This window comes from Deltaproteobacteria bacterium (genome assembly GCA_003696105.1).
GTDB lineage: Bacteria > Myxococcota_A > Polyangia > Haliangiales > J016 > J016.
The window spans coordinates 16,312-33,178 of record RFGE01000132.1; the positions used below are offsets into that span (position 1 = coordinate 16,312).

Sequence of the window (16,867 nt, forward strand, 5' to 3'; positions counted from 1 at the left end):
GGATCACTCGACCTTCTCGAGGAAGCTCGCCTTGAGCAGCTTTTCGCCGTAGCCGGGGAAGAACGCGCCGACGGTCTCGCCGTGCACGCGGACGATCTCGCCCTCGCCCCAGGTCTTGTGGCGCACGACGTCGCCCTTGCCGAGCCCGTGGCTGGCCAGCGGGACGTTCTTGGCGCGCTCGATCTTGAGCGCGCGCACCCGGTGGCTGCGCGCGTGGCGCCGCGCGACCGCCTGCTCGAGCATGGTGCGGCGGTCGACCGGGCCGCCGCGAGCCCCCGGCGCCCGCTCGCGGCGAATCGGCTCGGCGTCGGCTCGCTCCTGTGCCTGCTCGCGCGCGCGCAGGCAGTTGTCGCATACACCGCACGCGCTGCCGGCGTCGTCCGCATAGCCGAAGTAGGTCAGCAGCAGGCGCGTGCGGCACAGGTTGGACGTCGCGTAGCGCAGCATCGCCTGCAGCCGCGCCCGATCTTGCGCGCGCTTTTGCTCGTAGCGGCGCGTCGCGCGTTCGAGGTCGTCGAGTCCCGGCGGCTCGGCGGTCAGCGGCCGGAAGTTGGCGCCGGCGCGCTCCTCGACGAAGCCGACTTCTTTGAGAAAGGACAGCACGACCCGCGTCTTTTTGGCGGGCGCGTCGGCGCGCTCGGCGATCTGCTTGACGGGCGGCGGCCGGCGGTCGACCTGATACAACTCGATGAGCGCCTCGGCCACCGCGCGGGTCTGATCGGGCGTCGGGTAGCGCCCGCCGAGGAAGAAACTCTGGATGCGCTTGTCTTCCGGCTGGTACAGCAGCACGCAGTTCGCCGGCTGGCCGTCTCGCCCCGCGCGTCCCGCCTCCTGGTAGTAGCTCTCGAGCGAGCCCGGAAAGTTGTAGTGGATGACGAACCGGATGTCCTGCTTGTCGACTCCGAGGCCGAATGCGTTGGTCGCGACCATGATGCGCGGCTCGCCGCGCTCCATGAACGCGGTCTGGACCGCCTCGCGCTCCTTGGCCCGCATGCGCCCATGGTAGCGGCCGGCGGCGATGCCGTGGTCGCGCAGAAAATCGTGCAGCAGATCGACGGTCTTGACGGTCGCCGCGTAGATGATGCCGCAACCTTCCTGGCGCTCCAGAAGTTGCAGGAGCAGCTGTTGCTTCTTGCGTTCACTGCGGGCCTTGAACACGTGGTAGCGGAGGTTCGGCCGGCTGAGGCCGACGTCCACCACGGAGGCGTCCGGAATGGCGAGTTGGGCGAGGATGTCGTCTTTGACGCGCGGCGGTGCGGTGGCCGTGAGCGCGAGCACGGTCGGGCGGCCGAGCGCCTCGATGGCCGCGGCGAGCCCGAGGTAGGCGGGCCGGAAGTCGTGCCCCCACTGGGAGATGCAGTGGGCCTCGTCGACCACGAACAGCGCGACCCGCGCGTCGCCGAGCCGCGCGCGAAAGTTCGCGTCCGCGAGCCGCTCCGGCGTGACGTAGGCCACGCACGGCGCCCCGTGGGCGAGGCGAGCCATCGCCGAGGCCTCCTCGCGCGGCCCGATCGTCGAGTCGAGGCGAACGACCTCGATACCGAGGGCCTCGAGCTTGTCGTGCTGGTCCTTCATCAGCGCGATCAGCGGCGACACCACCAGGGTGATGCCCGGCAGCTCCAGGGCGGGGAGCTGGTAACACAGCGATTTGCCGCCGCCGGTCGGCATGATCGCGAGCGTGTCGATGCCGGCGATCACGTTGCGGATGGTCAGCTCCTGGCCGGGCCGAAAGTGCCGGATGCCGAACCGGCGGCGTCCGATCTGGAGCATCCGCTCGGCGACGTCGCCGCCGTCCGCGACCACCGCGCGCATCGTTTCGCTGCCGGCGGCCACATCCGGGTCCGGAACCACGGGCACCCCGTCACAGTCACTTCGCCCGACCATGAGTCACAAACCTTCCCTCATTCCCGGGGCAGGATTCAACCCCGAATCGCGGCGGCGCGGCGCCGTCGGGAGGTCACCGACAGCCAGCGCTCCGCGCCTTGACCGGCGGCGCCTGGGCGTGGTGAATTCGCGCGCCTGCGGTAGGTTTGCAGTGAGGTGACATGACCACGTCGAGTCGAGTCCGCGTCGGAATCGTCGGCGCCACGGGAGTGGCCGGCCAGCAGTTCGTGGCCGCATTGGCCGATCACCCCATCTTCGAGGTGGCCGCGCTGGCCGCGTCGGCTCGCAGCGCGGGCAAGCCGTACCGCGACGCCCTCGCGAATGCCGACGGCCAGGTCGGTTGGTACGCCGACGGACCGCTGCCGGACGCGGTCGCGGCGCTGCCGGTTCAGGACGCGACCGCGTTCGACGCGCGCGCGGTCGGCCTCGTGTTCTGCTGCACCGAGGCGGCCGCGGCGCGCGAACTCGAGCCCAATTACGCCCAGCACGTACCGGTGATCTCGACCGCGTCCGCGTTTCGCTACGAGGAGGACGTGCCGCTGCTGCTGCCCGGGGTCAACCCGGACCACGCGGGTCTGCTCGACCGCCAGCGGGCGCGGCGCGGCTGGAAGGGGTTCATCGCGCCGAACCCCAACTGCACCACCGTCGGCCTCGCGATGACGCTCGCGCCGCTGCACCGCGCCTTCGGCGTGCGGCGCGTGTACATGACGTCGATGCAGGCGGTGTCGGGCGCGGGGCGTTCGCCGGGCGTGGCGGCATTGGACGTCATCGACAACATCATCCCGTTCATTCCCGGCGAGGAGGACAAGGTCGAGCGCGAGACGCGCAAGATCCTCGGCGCGTTCGACGGAGACGTCATCCGGCCGGCCGAGGTCCACGTGTCGTGCACGTGTACGCGCGTGGGCGTGCTCGAGGGCCACACCGAGTCGGTGTTCGTCCAGCTCGAACGCCCGGCGACGCGCGACGACCTGGTCGGCGCGTGGCGCGAGGCGGGGGCCGAGTTCGTCGCGCGCGGGTACCCGAGCGCGCCCGAGCGGCTCATCGACGTGGTCGACGACCCCTACCGGCCGCAGGTACGCCTCGACCGCGACGCGGGCGGCGGGCTGACGACGGTGGTCGGCCGCGTGCGGCCGGATGGGGACGACGGGCACGGCTGGAAGTATCTGCTCGTATCGCACAACACGAAGATGGGCGCCGCGCGCGGCTGCGTGCTGGTCGCCGAGCACTTGCACGAGCGCGGATGGATCGGGTGAGCCGCCGCGCTCGGCTCGGTGGCGCGCGGGGTCGCGCCCGGGCAAGGAGGTCTGCTGTCATGTCTACCGGGGCGCTTTGTCCACTGTGGGTTCGCTGGATCGCCGCCGGCGCGGTCGCGCTCGCGGCGTGCGCGGTCGAGGACGGGGAACTGCCCGTCGCGGACCAGCCCCTGCCGATCATCGGCGGGGTGGAGGACACCGGCCATCCGGCCGTCGTCATGCTCCAGACCCAGACCGGCTTGTGCAGCGGTACGCTCATCGCCGACCGAGTCGTGCTCACGGCGGCGCACTGCGTGGACACCGCGACGGGCGGCACGGTGCTGTTCGGCAACGGCAGCGGCGACCCCGACGCGGAGACCGTCAGCATCGCGCAAATCATGTACCACCGCTACTACGACCCGTCGACGATCGCGATCGGGTTGCCCTACGACATCGCGCTCGTGCGGCTGCGCGATCCGGCGCCGGCGGGGATCGAACCGATGCCGATCAACCTCGAGCCGCTCGACCAATCGCTCGTCGGCAGCACGTTGCTCGCCGTGGGATTCGGCGCCAACGACGGCGAGAACCAAACCGGCTTCGGCACCAAGCGGCGCGTGTTCCTGCCCATCAACGAGATCCTGCCGCGGCTCATCGGAATGGGCGACGACCAGGTCAACACGTGCCAGGGCGACTCGGGAGGCCCCGGCTTCTACGACATCGACGGCGTCGAGACCGTCATCGGCATCACGTCCACTGGCCCGCAAGGTTGTGTCGGCAACTCCCACCAGACGCGCGTCGACGTCTACCGCGACGATTTCATCCTGCCGATCCTCAACGCGTGGACCGGGCCGTGCCAGTTCGACGGCGTGTGCGTGACCGAGGGCTGCGCCGCTCCCGACCCGGACTGCGATCCGTGCCAGCCGGATGCGTTCTGCGCAAGAGGCTGCCCACAACTCGATCTCGACTGCCCGGTCGCGGGGTTTGCCGGCGACCCGTGCAACGACAACGACGACTGCGAAAGCCGCTTCTGCGTCGCGGCGCTCGACGATCCGCGCATCAAGTACTGTTCGTCGCGGTGCGACCCGGACGAGCCGATCGCGGAGCAGTGCGATCCGCCGCTCGGCCGGTGCGTCGCCGCCGACGGGGGCGAGCCGGCGTGCCACTACACCGGGATCACGCCGGGCGCGCAGGGCGCCGACTGCACCGACGGCAGCGAATGCCGCTCCGGCGCGTGCGACCCCGACCACGGCATCTGCGTCGAGCAGTGCGGCGACGGCCTGCCCGAGTGCCCGGAGGGCTACTCGTGCGAGTCGTTCGGCGGCGGCGTCAAGGCGTGCACGATTCCGCCGGACGGCTGCGGCTGTGCGGCCGGCGCGCGCGGCCGCGCCGCGAATCCGTGGGGGCTGGTCGGCCTCGCGCTCCTCGGGTTTTTCGCCTTGCGCCGTCGCCCCCGCGCCCGGCATTCGTGATATCGAACGGCATGCTCGACCGCCCGGAGGTCCGACGGATGCATCGCGTTTCGACAGTCTGGCTCGCGGCCGCCGCGCTGGCCGCGGGGTGTGCCGCCGACGGGGAGCCGGCGCCGGCCGACCTGGCGCGGGACACGGCCGCCGTGTCGCAGCCCGAGGGCTCGCCGCTGCTCGACACGGAGTTTCCCGGGGTGTGCGCGATCGAAGTGATCCTACCGCTCGACGAGGAGCCGCCGATTCAGGAGCGCGACCCGCGGTGGTGTTCCTGCACGCTGATCGCGGACCGCGTCGTCCTCACCGCGGCGCACTGCATCGAGGAGAACACCCGCGACGACGTGCACTGCAACGACGGGACGCCGGAAGGAACTCCGGGGCCGTGCCTCGACGACATCACCATCGCCTTCGGGCTCACGTTCGACCAGGCCAACCGCGTCGGCTTCGACGCCATCAAGATCCATCGCTACTACGACCCGGACATACCGAACGTCAACGACATCGCGCTGATCCACCTCACTGACGATCCCGGCGTCGCGCCGATCGCCATCAACGACGCGCCGCTGTCGCCCGACGTCGTCGGCAGCCAGGCCACGTTCGTCGGCTACGGCATCACCCACGCCGACCTCGAGGACTTCGGCACCCGGCGGCGGGTCGACACGCCCATCACCGCGATCGGCAGCGACACCGTCGCGGCCGGCACCGACGACACGAGCGCGTGCCGCGGCGACGACGGCGGACCGGTGTTGGCCGATCTGGGCGACGGCCCCGTGCAGATCGCGCTGCACACGGTGATCAGCGACTGCTCGCCGACCGCGCGCCGCGCGCGGGTGGACCGATTCGCGCGCGACGTGATCTATCCGTTCGTCGACCGCTACAACGGCCCGTGCGCATTCGACGGCACGTGCGTCGAGTCCGGCTGCCGGTCGCCGGACCCGGATTGCGACCCATGCCTCGAGGACGGAACCTGCACGGAGGACTGCCCGACGCGCGACCCGGACTGCCCGCTCGGCGTGTTCCCCGGGGGCACATGCGAGCAGTCCGGCGAGTGCGAGCGCGGCGGTCGCTGTATCGCGGCCAAAGACGACCCGTCGTTCACCTACTGTAGCCAGCCGTGTGACCCGGCCGCGGCGGTGAGCGGCTGTCCGGCCGAGATGGAGTGCACCGACCTCGGGGACGGCACCGGGGAGTGTGAGTACACGGTGCCGTCGCCGGGCTCGCAGGGGTACCCGTGCGACTGCGCCAGCGGCACGAACTGCGAAAATCCCGGCTGCCGCTCCGGTCTGTGCGAGGAGGGCATCTGCGTCGTCGAGTGTGATTCGTCCGCCGACTGCCCGGCTCCGGCCGACCCGGACGCGGCGCCGTACGAGTGCGTCGACAGCCGGGTCAAGTCGGGGGCGCGCGTGTGCGTCGGGCGGCTGATCTCGGGCGGCGGCGGCTTCTGCGATCCGAACAGCGTCGCCGGCGCCGACCCGCGCGGTACGTGGGGTGGCCTCGCGGCGCTGGCGATCGCGGCGTTGGCGCTGGTGTGGACCGGGCGCCGCCGGCGGCGCTGACGCGCGTGCCGCGGGCTCAGCCCGCGCGCTGAGCGAACTCGGCCAGTTCGCCGCGCAGCAAGTGGCGCAACTCGTCAGGCACGAGGTGTGCCTCGTCCGGATCGACGATCAGGCCCCGGCAGGTTGGGGCGCCGCAGTGGCACGGGATCGCCAGGTGACCGGCGAACGCGTAGTCGTAGGTCAGTTCCTCTCCGGGCTGGATGTCGCGCAGCGCCGTCCACCACGGAATGGCGACCTGTAGCTCCGAGTTCCACTTGATGTCGACCTCGGTGTTCGGATCGCAGCTGTGGTTGATCCAGCGCGTCTGGTCCGTGAGGTCGTAGTAGAGCGGCGGTCCCTCGGAGCCGTCGGGGTTCGGCAGATAGCCGGGGACGATGAGTGCATATTCGTCGTCGAAGTCGTCGTCTTCGCGGTACAGGACGCCGTCGCCGACGACGACGATGTCGCCCTTGAAGAAAGGTCGCGTGGCTCGCACGCCGTACCCGTGGATGCTCGACAGGTATACTTCCAGTCCGTCCATTCGAGGCATGAGCGAAACCTACTTACACCGAAAAGGCGACGATGCCCAAGCGAATCGGCATTCTAACTGGCGGCGGTGACTGTCCAGGGCTCAACGCGGTGATCCGCGCGGTGGTCAAACACGCGCAGGGCACCTACGGCTGGGAAGTCATCGGGATCGAAGACGGCTTCAAGGGGCTGTACGAGCAGCGCTACATGGAACTCACGCGCGACAAGACGCGCGGGTTGCTCGCGCGCGGCGGCACGATCCTCGGTTCGTCGAACCGCGCGGATCCGTTCCACTATCCGCTCAAGGGACCGGACGGCAAGGTGACGCCGACGGACGTGTCGGCCACGATGCTCGAACATCTGTCCTACCTCGATCTGGCAGGGCTCGTCGCCGTCGGCGGCGACGGCACGATGCGGATCTCGAAAGCGTTCGTCGACCGCGGGTTTCCGATCGTAGGCGTCCCCAAGACGATCGACAATGACCTCGAGGCGACCGACTACACGTTCGGCTTTCAGACCGCGGTCGAGGTGGCGACCGAGGCCATCGATCGACTTCACACCACCGCGGAGAGTCACGATCGCATCATCATCTGTGAGGTGATGGGGCGGTACGCCGGCTGGATCGCAATGGTCGCGGGGCTGGCTTCGGGCGCCGACGTGATCTTGATTCCGGAGATCCCATACGACATCCGGCGGGTGATCAAGGCGTTCCACTCGCGCCACGCGCGGGGCCTCACGTATAGCATCGTCGTCGTCGCGGAGGGCGCTCGGCCGATCGACGGCGGTCACGCGGTCGCGGTCCCCTCCGACGGAACGCGGCTCGAAAAGCTCGGCGGCGCCGGCCAGCGACTCGCCAACCAGATTTGCGAGCACACCGACTACGAAGTGCGCGTGACCGTGCTCGGCCACATCCAACGCGGTGGCACTCCGACCGCGTTCGACCGGGTGCTCGGCACGCGCTACGGCGTCGCCGCGGTGGATCTGATCGAGCGCGGCGATTTCGGTAAGGTCGTCGCGCTCAAGGGCAACGAGATCGTCGCGGTCGACATGGACCAGGCCGTGTCGAAACAAAAGACGATCGATCCGCACGGCGAACTCGTCGCGGTCGCGCGCGCGTGTGGCGTGGAACTCGGCGGTTGACGCCGGCGGCGATCACTTCGTCTCCGCGATCGCCTCGAGTCGGCGCGGCGCCCCGGCGACGAGCAGCGTGTCCGAGGGCGTGAGCGGTCGGTCCGGATCGGGCAGGACCAGCGCGTCTCTCAGCAGGTCGTGCACGGCCACGATCTGGACCTGGTAGGTCTGCGGCAGCTTGAGTTCGCGCAAGGTCTTGCCGCTCCAGCTGTCTGGAACCGCCATTTCCTGCAGCGAAAATTCCGGGCCGAGCTGTTGGTATCGCAACAATCGGCCGCTCACCAGCCGCGACGCCAACCCGAGCGCGGCTTCCTTTTCTGGGAATACCGCCTCGGCGGCGCCGAGCGCGTCGACGATGCGCGCCTGCTCCTCCGACTGTACCTTGACGAAGATGTCCTTGACGCCGAGGTCGCGCAGCGCGAGCAGCGCGAGCATCGATGCGCCGAGGTTGTCGCCGGTCGACACGACGGCCGCGTCGGCATGGGGGGCGCCGAGTTCCTGCAGTACCCCTTTGTGGGTCGCGTCGCCGACGAGAGCGCGCGCGACGTGTGGGCCGACGCTGTCGACCAGCTCCTCGACTTGGTCGATCGCGAGCACGTCCTGGCCGAGATTGGCCAGCTGCAGGGCGGTGACGCGGCCGAACGTGCCGAGTCCGACGATGACGAACCGTTTCATGCAACCTCCGGTTAGCCGATCAGCAGGTCTTCGTGGGCGGGTCGCACGCGCGACGGCAGCCGCGAGCGCAACGTCAGTGCGGAAAAGAAGGACAGCAGCCCGACGCGCCCGATGAACATCAAGCAGATGAGAATCACGCGGGCCGTGCTCCACAGGGACGCGGTGAGATCCATGGACAGGCCAACGGTCCCGAACGCGCTGGTCGCCTCGAACACGATGGCGAGAAACTCGCCGCGCGCCTTCGCGGGCGGAATGTGTGCGGCGCGAATGAAATTGAGTAGCAGCAGAGCCGCCGTGATGACCGTCATCGCCATCAGCAACAGCGACACGGTGCGGTCGATCGTGCCCTGTGGGATGCCGCGGCCGCGCAGCTCCACGTAACGACGGCCGCGCATCCGCGACCACGCGAGTGCGATGAGAACGGCGATCGTGGTCGTCTTGGTGCCGCCGGCGGTGGATCCGGGCGAACCGCCGATGAACATCAGCACGATCGTCAGCATCGCGGTGTCGTTGCCGACCTGGGCGTACGAGATCGAGTTGAATCCGGCGGTGCGCGGCGTGACGGCCATGAACAGGCCGTTGGCGAGCTTGTCCACCACCGACATGTCGGCCAGCACGTTGTTCCATTCGAACACCGTGAACGCGATCCAGCCGACGCCGAGCAACACCGCGGTCGTCACGACCACCGTGGCGGTGTGGCTCGACAGGCGTGGGCCGCGGACGCGGGTTCGCAGGCTCGGCGCGAGCGCGCGGCGCCCGCGCCACCAGTGGCGCAGTTCCCATACGGACAAGAACCCGATGCCGCCGGCGACGACCAGCGCCGACACGACCAGCAGAGTCAGCGGACTGTCGGCGAAGCCGACGAGCGAGTCGGAAAAGGTCGAGAAGCCGGCGTTACAAAACGCGCTGACCGCGTGGAAGACGGCGTGCCACGCGGCGTCGGCCACGTCGAAGCGAGGCAGCCACAGCAGGAACAGTGCGAGCGCGCCGGCCGCTTCCGCGGCCAACGTGAACTTGCCGACTGCGACCGCCAGCTTGCCCAAGTCAGTATCGGCCGACGACACCAGCGGCATCGCGATCGTCTCGGTGCGCAACGACAGCCGCCGGCCCAGCGCGCCGATCAGCATGGTCGTGAGCGTGATGACGCCCAGCCCGCCAAGTTGGATGAACACGAGCAGCCACAGTTGACCGCTGCGGGTAAAGTGCGTCGCCGTGTCGACCACGATCAAGCCCGTGACGCATACGGCGCTGGTCATGGTGAACAGCGCGTCGAGAAACGACAGCGGCGGTCCCGCCTGCAGGCCCGGGATCCACATCAGCCCGGCGGTGCCGACGGCGATCAGCGCGGCGAAGCTCGTCACGATGAGAGCCGGCGGCGACAGGCGGCGCCACCACAGCCACCACGCTGGCGGGGATAGCAGCGAAAATAGGCGCAAGGACAACAGGCGCAATCGCAAGCGGAGCGGCGTCACGGGATGTGTACGAGGGCGCGGACTTCGGTGTTGCGATCGCGCGGGTGCGCGAGGGCTGCATCGACGCCCGGTGTGCGAGGGTCGGTGTGGCAGCGAGGGGCCGTCCCGCGCGCGCCGGCGCTCCTGGTCCGCGGTGCGGCGGCGACGATCGCGTCGGGCGCCGCGGACGGGTCGCGGCCGGCGGTGCCGAGGCGAACGACCGCGCGACCGCGCGGGCCGCGCGCGCCGTCGCCGGCCGGCGCACCTGCGGCGGGCCGGAACGCGGCACGCCTCGCCGTCCGCGCCGGATCCCGCTGCGCGCGGACCGGCGGGCGCGAACGGCGACACGCCTTCAACGCGTCATTCCCGGTCGCAGGGGCGACCGGCACCTCGGCTCGAGTGCGCAACGCGCGCATCATGACGTCCGCACTGTACACCAGTCGCCCGGCGCCGCGCGGGTGCCCGGCGCCGTATGGAGGCTGTTGCGCGTAGGCGCGCCAGCGAGGCTGCGAGATGCGAGGTGAGGTCCGGCGCACGCCCGTAGCGCACGAGGGCGCGTATACACATACGGTACCGAAGGGCGCGAGGACGTACGCCGCAGATCGCCTGTAGATCGCGACCGCAGCCAGCGGCTATGCGCAACCGCCTCCTAGGCGAGCGCGCCCTCGGCGGGCGGGATGCCGCGCATGACGCGCCCGTCTCGCACGTAGGACGACCCGGCGACGGCCTTGGCCAGCTTCTTGCCGGCAGCAGCCGCCTCTGCGAGGTCGTTGAACGAGCCGACGTCGCCCGCCTCGGTCGTGACCACCGCGATCGACACGGTCATGATCGGGAACTGGCGCAGCGTGCCGAACCGGTCTTTCGTCTCGATGTAGCCGCGCTCGCGATCGGCTCGGTTGTAGTAGAGCGGGACGAGGCGATCGAACTGCTGGCAGATCGCCGTGCAGATGCGGTCCACGCGGTCCGGGGACGTGGCGAACACGAAGTCGTCGCCCGCGATGTGGCCGATGAAGTCGTCGGGACCGCCCTCGGCGTGGATCACCTCGCGGATGATGTCGCCGGTCTGGCGGATCACGCCGTCCGCCTTCGCATAGCCGTAGTAGTCGTTGAACGCCTTCAGGTTGTCGAGGTCGAGATAGCAAAATGCGTGGCGGCCGCCGCCGGCGATGCGGGCCGACAACTCGCGCTCGATGGCGCTGGCGCCCGGCAGTTGCGTCGTCGGCGACGCGCTTACGTCCCGCGCGCGGCGCTCGAGGGCGCGCTCGACGCGCGCGACCAGTTCCGACGCATCGAACGGCTTGACCATGTAGTCCTCGGCGCCGATGCGGAACGCCCGAACCTTGTCGTGGGTTTCGCTGCGCGCGGACAGGAAGATGACCGGCGCCGAGCCGACCGCCGGACTCGACCGGAGCGTTTCGGCGGTCTCGAATCCGTCGCGGTCGGGCATCATCACGTCGAGGAGCACGAGGTCGGGCCGGAACCGGCGAGCTTCGGCGACCGCCGCCGCGCCGTCTGCCGCCTCGTGGACCTTGTAGCCGGCCGCTTCGAGGACTTCGCGGCAGATCATGCGGATGGTCGGATCGTCGTCGACGACGAGCACCCGCGCGGCCTGGGCCTGCCCGGCGTCGCGGATGAGTCGCTGGCACACGGCGAGCAAGCCGTCCGCCTCGATCGGCTTGGCGATCGCTTCGTCGGCGCCCCACTCGAGCGTCGCCTCGCGGTTGGCGGCCGTGTCGACCATGAGCACGGCGGCCTTCTTCGTCTCGGGATCGTGCTTGAGGATGTCGACCAGAGCGCGGGCCTCCTGGCCGATGCTCGGCGCGTCGACGAGTACCAGCGCCGGGCGGTGTTGGCGGGCGAGGGCGATCGCCTGGTAGGTGTCGCGCGCCTCGACCACGCGGTGGCCCGCCTCCATCAGCACGCCCTTGACGATGAACGTCGTGTAGTCGTCCACACACGCGACCAGGATGGTCGACGCCAACTCCGCCGGGACCGCGGTGGCGTCGCGCGCGCGCGACACGTCCGCTTCGCGCTGCACTTCGGCGGCCGGCGCCGCGGGCAGTGTGAACACGAACTTGGTGCCGTCGTCGCGCGAGTCGACCCAGATGCGCCCTCCGTGCGCCTCGATGATCGCGCGGGAAATCGCCAGCCCCAGGCCGGTGCCGCCGACTCGCCGGCTGTCGGAGTCGCGAATCTGCTCGAACTTGTCGAACACGCGCTCGCGCGCGTCCTGGGGGATCGGCTCGCCGTTGTTGTAGACGGACACGCCGACGTGACTCGACGCGACGGACGGACCGAAGACTTCGACGTCGATGCGGCCGCGTTCGGGTGTGAACTTGATCGCGTTCGACAGCAGGTTGTTGAGGACCTGCGCGAGTCGATCGGGATCGCCGATGATGCGAATGTCGCGCGCTTCGAACTCGGCGCGCAGGTCGACGCCCTTGGCGTCCGCCGCCCCGCGATAGCGCTCGACCGCGTCGGCCGCCAGCTCGTCGAGCAGCACGTCGCGAAAGTGCATCGGCATGCCGCCGGTCTGCGACCGCGCCACGTCGAGCAGATCGTCGACGATCACGTTCAGGCGCGCGCACGAGTCGCGCGCCATTTGCAAATAGCGGCGCTGCTTCGGCAACACCGGGCCGACGTATTCTTTCAGGACGATGTCGAGCGCCCCGGTCACGGAGGTCAGCGGCGTCCGCAACTCGTGGGACACGACCGACACGAACTCGTCCTTGCGGCGATCGAGCGCCTTGGCCTCGGTGATGTCGCGCAGGACGACCACCACGCCGACGAGCCGGCCGTCGGCGGCGCGCACCGGCGACACCGTCGAGTGCAGCACCTTGTCGCCGAGCTTGAGCTCCTCGCGCAGCGTCTCGTCGGCGCCGGTGGCCGGCGCCGCAGCGGGGGTCGCGACGAGGTCGAACGGGTAGAAGCCGAGCCGCTCCTTGAGGTACTGGCGGTCGACGGCGGCGTCCGCCGGAATGCCGAGCATCGCGCGCGCGGCGGGGTTGATGCGCACGATCTCGCGGTCGGCGTCGCTGAGGATCACCCCGTCGGCCATGGTCTCGACCATGCGGTCCAGGAGGCGAATCGTGTCGTCGTGCGGGTGCAAAGATCCCCTAAACCGTAGGCGGCATCACTATTGTAGCAGGCGCCGTCGCGGTCGGGCTGTCCGGGATGTCCCAGCAACCCATGGAAACCGCACGCTTTGCGCAAAATCGGGGGATCGGGTCACCGGACGACGGTGCCCTCGAGGCGCGCGTAGACGCCGCCGTGCGCGATCAGCTCGTCATGGCTGCCGCGCTCGACGATGCGGCCGCGTACGAGCACGACGATCTCGTCCGCGCGCCGCACGGTGGACAGCCGGTGGGCGATGACGAGGCTGGTGCGCCCGGCCATCAGCTCGGCGACGCCGCGCTCGATCAGGCGCTCGGCTTCCGGGTCGACGTGTGCGGTCGCCTCGTCGAGCACGAGCACCTCCGGGTCGCGCACCAGCGCGCGCGCAAACGCGATCAGCTGGCGCTCGCCCGCGGAAAAGTTGGCGCCCCGTTCGGCCACGGGCGCGTGGATGTCCACCCCGCGGCGCGCCAGCACCCGGTCGGCGCCGACGCGCGCGAGGGCGGCTTCGACCTGCGCGTCCGTTGCGTCGGGAGCGCCGATGCGAACGTTGTCGGCGATCGTGCCCGAGAACAGGAACACGTCCTGGGACACGACGGTGACGAGGCGGCGCACGACCGGCGCGGGCAAGCGAGAGATGTCGCGCCCGCCGACGTAGATCGCGCCTCGGTCGGGGTCGTACAGGCGCGCGAGCAGCCGGATCAGCGTGGACTTGCCAGAACCGGTCGGTCCGACGACGGCCACCGTATGCCCGCGAGGGACCGCCAGCGACACGCCGCGCAACACCGGCTCGTCGGGCCGGTAGCCAAAGGTGACGTCGCGCAGCTCGATGGCGGGCGCGCCGGGCCGCGGCGGCGGGATGCGGCCGCCGGCCGCGTCGGCGTCCGGCTCGCCGGCGACCGGCGCGTCGGGTTCGTCGGTCGCCATGAGTCGATGAATGCGCTCGGTGGCGGCCATCGCCGACTGCATGACGGTGTACTTGGCCGACATGTCGCGCACCGGCACGAAGAACTTGTTGACGTACTCGATGAACGCGACGACCAGGCCGACGGTAACGCCGCCGTGGCCGATCTGCCCGGCGGCGTACCAGGCGCCGAGCGCGACCGCGACCGTGCCGATCGCCTCGACGAGCGCATACAGGGTGACGTCGGCGCGGATGGCTCCGAGATAGGCGTCTCGATGGGCCGCGTTGAGCGCATTGAATTCGGCGTGCGACTGTCGCTCGCGCGTAAACAGCTGCACGACCTTCAGGCCGTTGAGGTGCTCGGACAGGTGCGCGTTCATCGCCGCGAGCTTGACTCGGATCTCGCGGAACGACGTGCGCATCAGCCGGCGCGCGTACTCGACCACGCCAGCCAGCAGCGGCACCGTCAGCAGGGTGAGCAGCGCGAACGCCCAGTTGAGGTAGAGCATCATGCCGACGATGGCAGCGAGCTTCACGACGTCGGCGACCAGCGTCACGACGCCGGATGCGAACATTTCGTTGATGCTCTCGATGTCGGATGTCATGCGCGTGAGCAATCTGCCGACCGGCATGCGATCGAAAAACGCGGCGCGCTGGTGGAGCACGTGGCCGTACAGTTGTACGCGCAAATCGCGCATCGACCGCTGGCCGAGCAGTGTGAGCGCGTACAGCTGCGCGAACATCGCGGCCGATTGCAGCACCACCAGCGCCATGAATCCGGCGGCGACCCCCGCGAGACCTGCCGTGTCGCCCGCGAGGATGTAGTCGTCGATCGCCAGCTTGATCACGAGCGGCTGCGCCATCTCGAACGCGACCGACAGCAGCATCATCGCCATCGCGCCGACGAGGAGCAGCCAGTGCGGGCGCACGAACCCCCACACCCACCGCATCAGGCGGGCGTCGTACGCCTTGCCGAGGACCTCCTCTGGCGCGACGCCGCGTGCGGACGGGGCGGCCGGCGCGGTCACGCGACCCCCTCGGCGCCGGCGTCGGCGTCCTCGAACTCGGTGCGGTACAGGTCCGCGTACACGCCGCCGGCGGCGAGCAACTCGTCGTGGGTGCCGGTGGCGACCACGCGGCCCTCGTCGAGGACGACGATCCGGTCGGCGCGGCGGATCGCCGCGATCCGGTGCGAGATCAACACGGTCGTGCGACCGCGCATCACCTCGTCGAGCTGAGCGAGGATCTCGCGTTCGGTCTGCGCGTCGACGGACGACAGCGAGTCGTCGAGGATCAGCACGCGCGGCTCGGCCGCGATCGCGCGGGCGAGCGCGACGCGCTGCCGCTGGCCGCCCGACAGGGTGATGCCGCGCTCGCCGACGAGCGTGTCGAGCCCGTTCGGCAGCGCGGCGAGGTCGCGGTCCAGCCCCGCGGCGTGGGCGGCGCGGCGGATGCGCACGTCGTCGTTCGGATCGGCGCCCGCGTGTGCGAGGCCGTGGCGGATGTTGTCGGCGATCGTCGTCGAAAACAGGTACGCCTCCTGCGGAGCGTAGCCGATCGCGCGCCGCAGCGACGCCAGCGGCAGCGTCGTGATGTCGCGGCCGTCGAGGAAGATGTGGCCGGGCGGCGTCTCGATCAGGCGCGGCAGCGTCTCGACCAGCACCGATTTGCCCGCGCCGGTCCGGCCGACGAGCGCGGTGACACTGCCGGCCGGCAGCGCCAGCGATACGTCGTCGAGCACGCGGCGGCCGTCGACCTCGACGCTCAGATGGCGGATGTCGATGTCGCCGCGCACGTGCTCCGGCGGCAGGTCGGGGCCGGAGCCGTCGACGATGGTCGGCTCCGCGTCCAGCAGGGCGGCGAGCCGCTTCCACGCCGCGATCCCGCGCTGAAACAGCGACAGCATCCAACCGAATGCCAGCGTCGGCCACACGAGCAGCGCGAGGTACGCGTTGAACTGGACGAGCTGGCCGAGGTCGATGCGCCCATCGACATAGGCGTGGCCGCCGACGTACAGCACGACGACGACGCTCACCGAGCCGAGTCCGCCCAGCAGCGGCATGAGCTGGCCGCGCAAAAGCGTCACGCGCATGTTCTTGCGCAACAGATCGTCGGCCATGCGCGCGAATCGCCGCTCGCGTTCCGGCTCGGCCGTGTAGGCCTTGATCACGCCGATGCCGCCGAGGTCTTCCTGCACGGCGGCGGACACGCGACCGAGGTAGTCCTGCACGTCGCGGCTGGACCGGTACAGGCGGCCGGCGAACCCCCGGCCGACGAGAACCATGAGCGGGTAGGGCAACAGCGCCCACAGGGCGAGGCGGGCGTCGATGCCGAACATGAGCGCGACGCCGGTGCCGAACAGGAACGTCGTGTTGACGACGTTGAGCACGCCGGGCCCCCACATCGCCCGCACCGTCTGGACGTCTTGTGTGAGGCGCGACATCACGTCGCCGACCGGGTATCGCCGGAAAAAGGACGGCGGTTGCCGCAGCAGGTGCGCGAACAGGTCCGAGCGCAGGTCGTACTCGGCCTTGCGCGCCGCGTTGAACAGGAGGATGCGCGACGCGATGCGGAACGTCGCCTGCGCCGCGGCGAAGGCGATCATCGCGACGGCCAGCGGCGGGACGGCGTCCGACGGCGCCGGGCCGCGCAGCGCCTCGATCGTGCGCCCGAGCAGGTACGGCACGACGAGCGCGAGCGCGGAGGTCGCGACGAGTGCGGCGCAGCCCAGGGCCACCGCGCGCCGATAGCGGCGCAGGTAGGTCCAAGGAGTGCGGGAGGATGCGGCCACGATGTCGTCTATAGCCCGGATTGCCGTACGGTTGCCGGGGCCGGCCGGCGGCCGCGCGCGGCGCGCGAGCAATCCGGACGAAAACCCACGGGGTGCGTTGAAGCGCGCGACGCGCGCGCGGTAGCATCCTAACGCTCCCGAAACACACAAAAAACCGGG

12 protein-coding genes are annotated in these 16,867 nt (G+C 70.2%); 4 read left to right on the forward strand and 8 right to left on the reverse strand.

Annotated elements, in window-relative coordinates:
* Positions 1-3: 3 nt before the first annotated feature.
* Complete coding sequence (locus tag D6689_09040) at positions 4-1,884, reverse strand: ATP-dependent DNA helicase RecQ (GenBank protein ID RMH42153.1); 1,881 nt, start codon at positions 1,882-1,884, stop codon at positions 4-6.
* Between the two features lie 161 nt (positions 1,885-2,045).
* On the opposite strand from D6689_09040, the gene asd reads away from it, so the two are divergent.
* From asd to D6689_09055, 3 genes are read left to right on the forward strand one after another with little or no spacing between them, the layout of a single operon-like run.
* Positions 2,046-3,137: an aspartate-semialdehyde dehydrogenase gene (gene asd / locus D6689_09045; GenBank protein RMH42154.1), complete on the forward strand. Its 1,092-nt coding sequence runs from the start codon at positions 2,046-2,048 to the stop codon at positions 3,135-3,137.
* Entirely contained in the window at positions 3,125-4,585 is a 1,461-nt protein-coding gene (locus tag D6689_09050) for a hypothetical protein (GenBank protein RMH42155.1), read from the forward strand. Before asd ends, D6689_09050 begins: the two co-directional genes overlap by 13 nt.
* Positions 4,333-6,135 (forward strand): S1 family peptidase, encoded by a 1,803-nt coding sequence (locus D6689_09055; protein RMH42156.1) that lies wholly within the window; start codon positions 4,333-4,335, stop codon positions 6,133-6,135. Before D6689_09050 ends, D6689_09055 begins: the two co-directional genes overlap by 253 nt.
* A 16-nt stretch (positions 6,136-6,151) precedes the next feature.
* On the opposite strand, the gene D6689_09060 is transcribed toward D6689_09055, so the two are convergent.
* Entirely contained in the window at positions 6,152-6,664 is a 513-nt protein-coding gene (locus D6689_09060) for an SET domain-containing protein-lysine N-methyltransferase (protein ID RMH42157.1), read from the reverse strand.
* Positions 6,665-6,696: 32 nt separating this feature from the next.
* Between D6689_09060 and D6689_09065 the strand changes: the two genes are divergently transcribed.
* Positions 6,697-7,782 (forward strand): ATP-dependent 6-phosphofructokinase, encoded by a 1,086-nt coding sequence (locus D6689_09065; GenBank protein ID RMH42158.1) that lies wholly within the window; start codon positions 6,697-6,699, stop codon positions 7,780-7,782.
* 12 nt (positions 7,783-7,794) lie between these two features.
* Here the strand turns inward: D6689_09065 and D6689_09070 are convergent, their stop codons facing one another.
* From D6689_09070 to D6689_09095, 6 genes are all read right to left on the reverse strand, one after another.
* Positions 7,795-8,448, reverse strand: coding sequence for a TrkA family potassium uptake protein (locus D6689_09070; GenBank protein RMH42159.1), 654 nt, complete (start codon positions 8,446-8,448; stop codon positions 7,795-7,797).
* An 11-nt stretch (positions 8,449-8,459) separates the two neighbouring features.
* Positions 8,460-9,899 (reverse strand): potassium transporter Trk, encoded by a 1,440-nt coding sequence (locus D6689_09075; protein RMH42167.1) that lies wholly within the window; start codon positions 9,897-9,899, stop codon positions 8,460-8,462.
* Between the two features lie 17 nt (positions 9,900-9,916).
* Positions 9,917-10,318 (reverse strand): hypothetical protein, encoded by a 402-nt coding sequence (locus tag D6689_09080; GenBank protein RMH42160.1) that lies wholly within the window; start codon positions 10,316-10,318, stop codon positions 9,917-9,919.
* Between the two features lie 230 nt (positions 10,319-10,548).
* Entirely contained in the window at positions 10,549-13,008 is a 2,460-nt protein-coding gene (locus D6689_09085) for a response regulator (protein RMH42161.1), read from the reverse strand.
* A 119-nt stretch (positions 13,009-13,127) separates the two neighbouring features.
* Positions 13,128-14,867 carry an ABC transporter ATP-binding protein gene (locus D6689_09090; protein RMH42168.1) on the reverse strand — a complete coding sequence of 580 codons (1,740 nt, stop codon included), beginning with the start codon at positions 14,865-14,867 and terminating at the stop codon, positions 13,128-13,130.
* Positions 14,868-14,941: 74 nt separating this feature from the next.
* The gene (locus D6689_09095; protein RMH42162.1) at positions 14,942-16,858 is read right to left on the reverse strand and encodes an ABC transporter ATP-binding protein; all 1,917 of its coding nucleotides are present in this window, start codon (positions 16,856-16,858) and stop codon (positions 14,942-14,944) included.
* Positions 16,859-16,867: the final 9 nt, after the last annotated feature.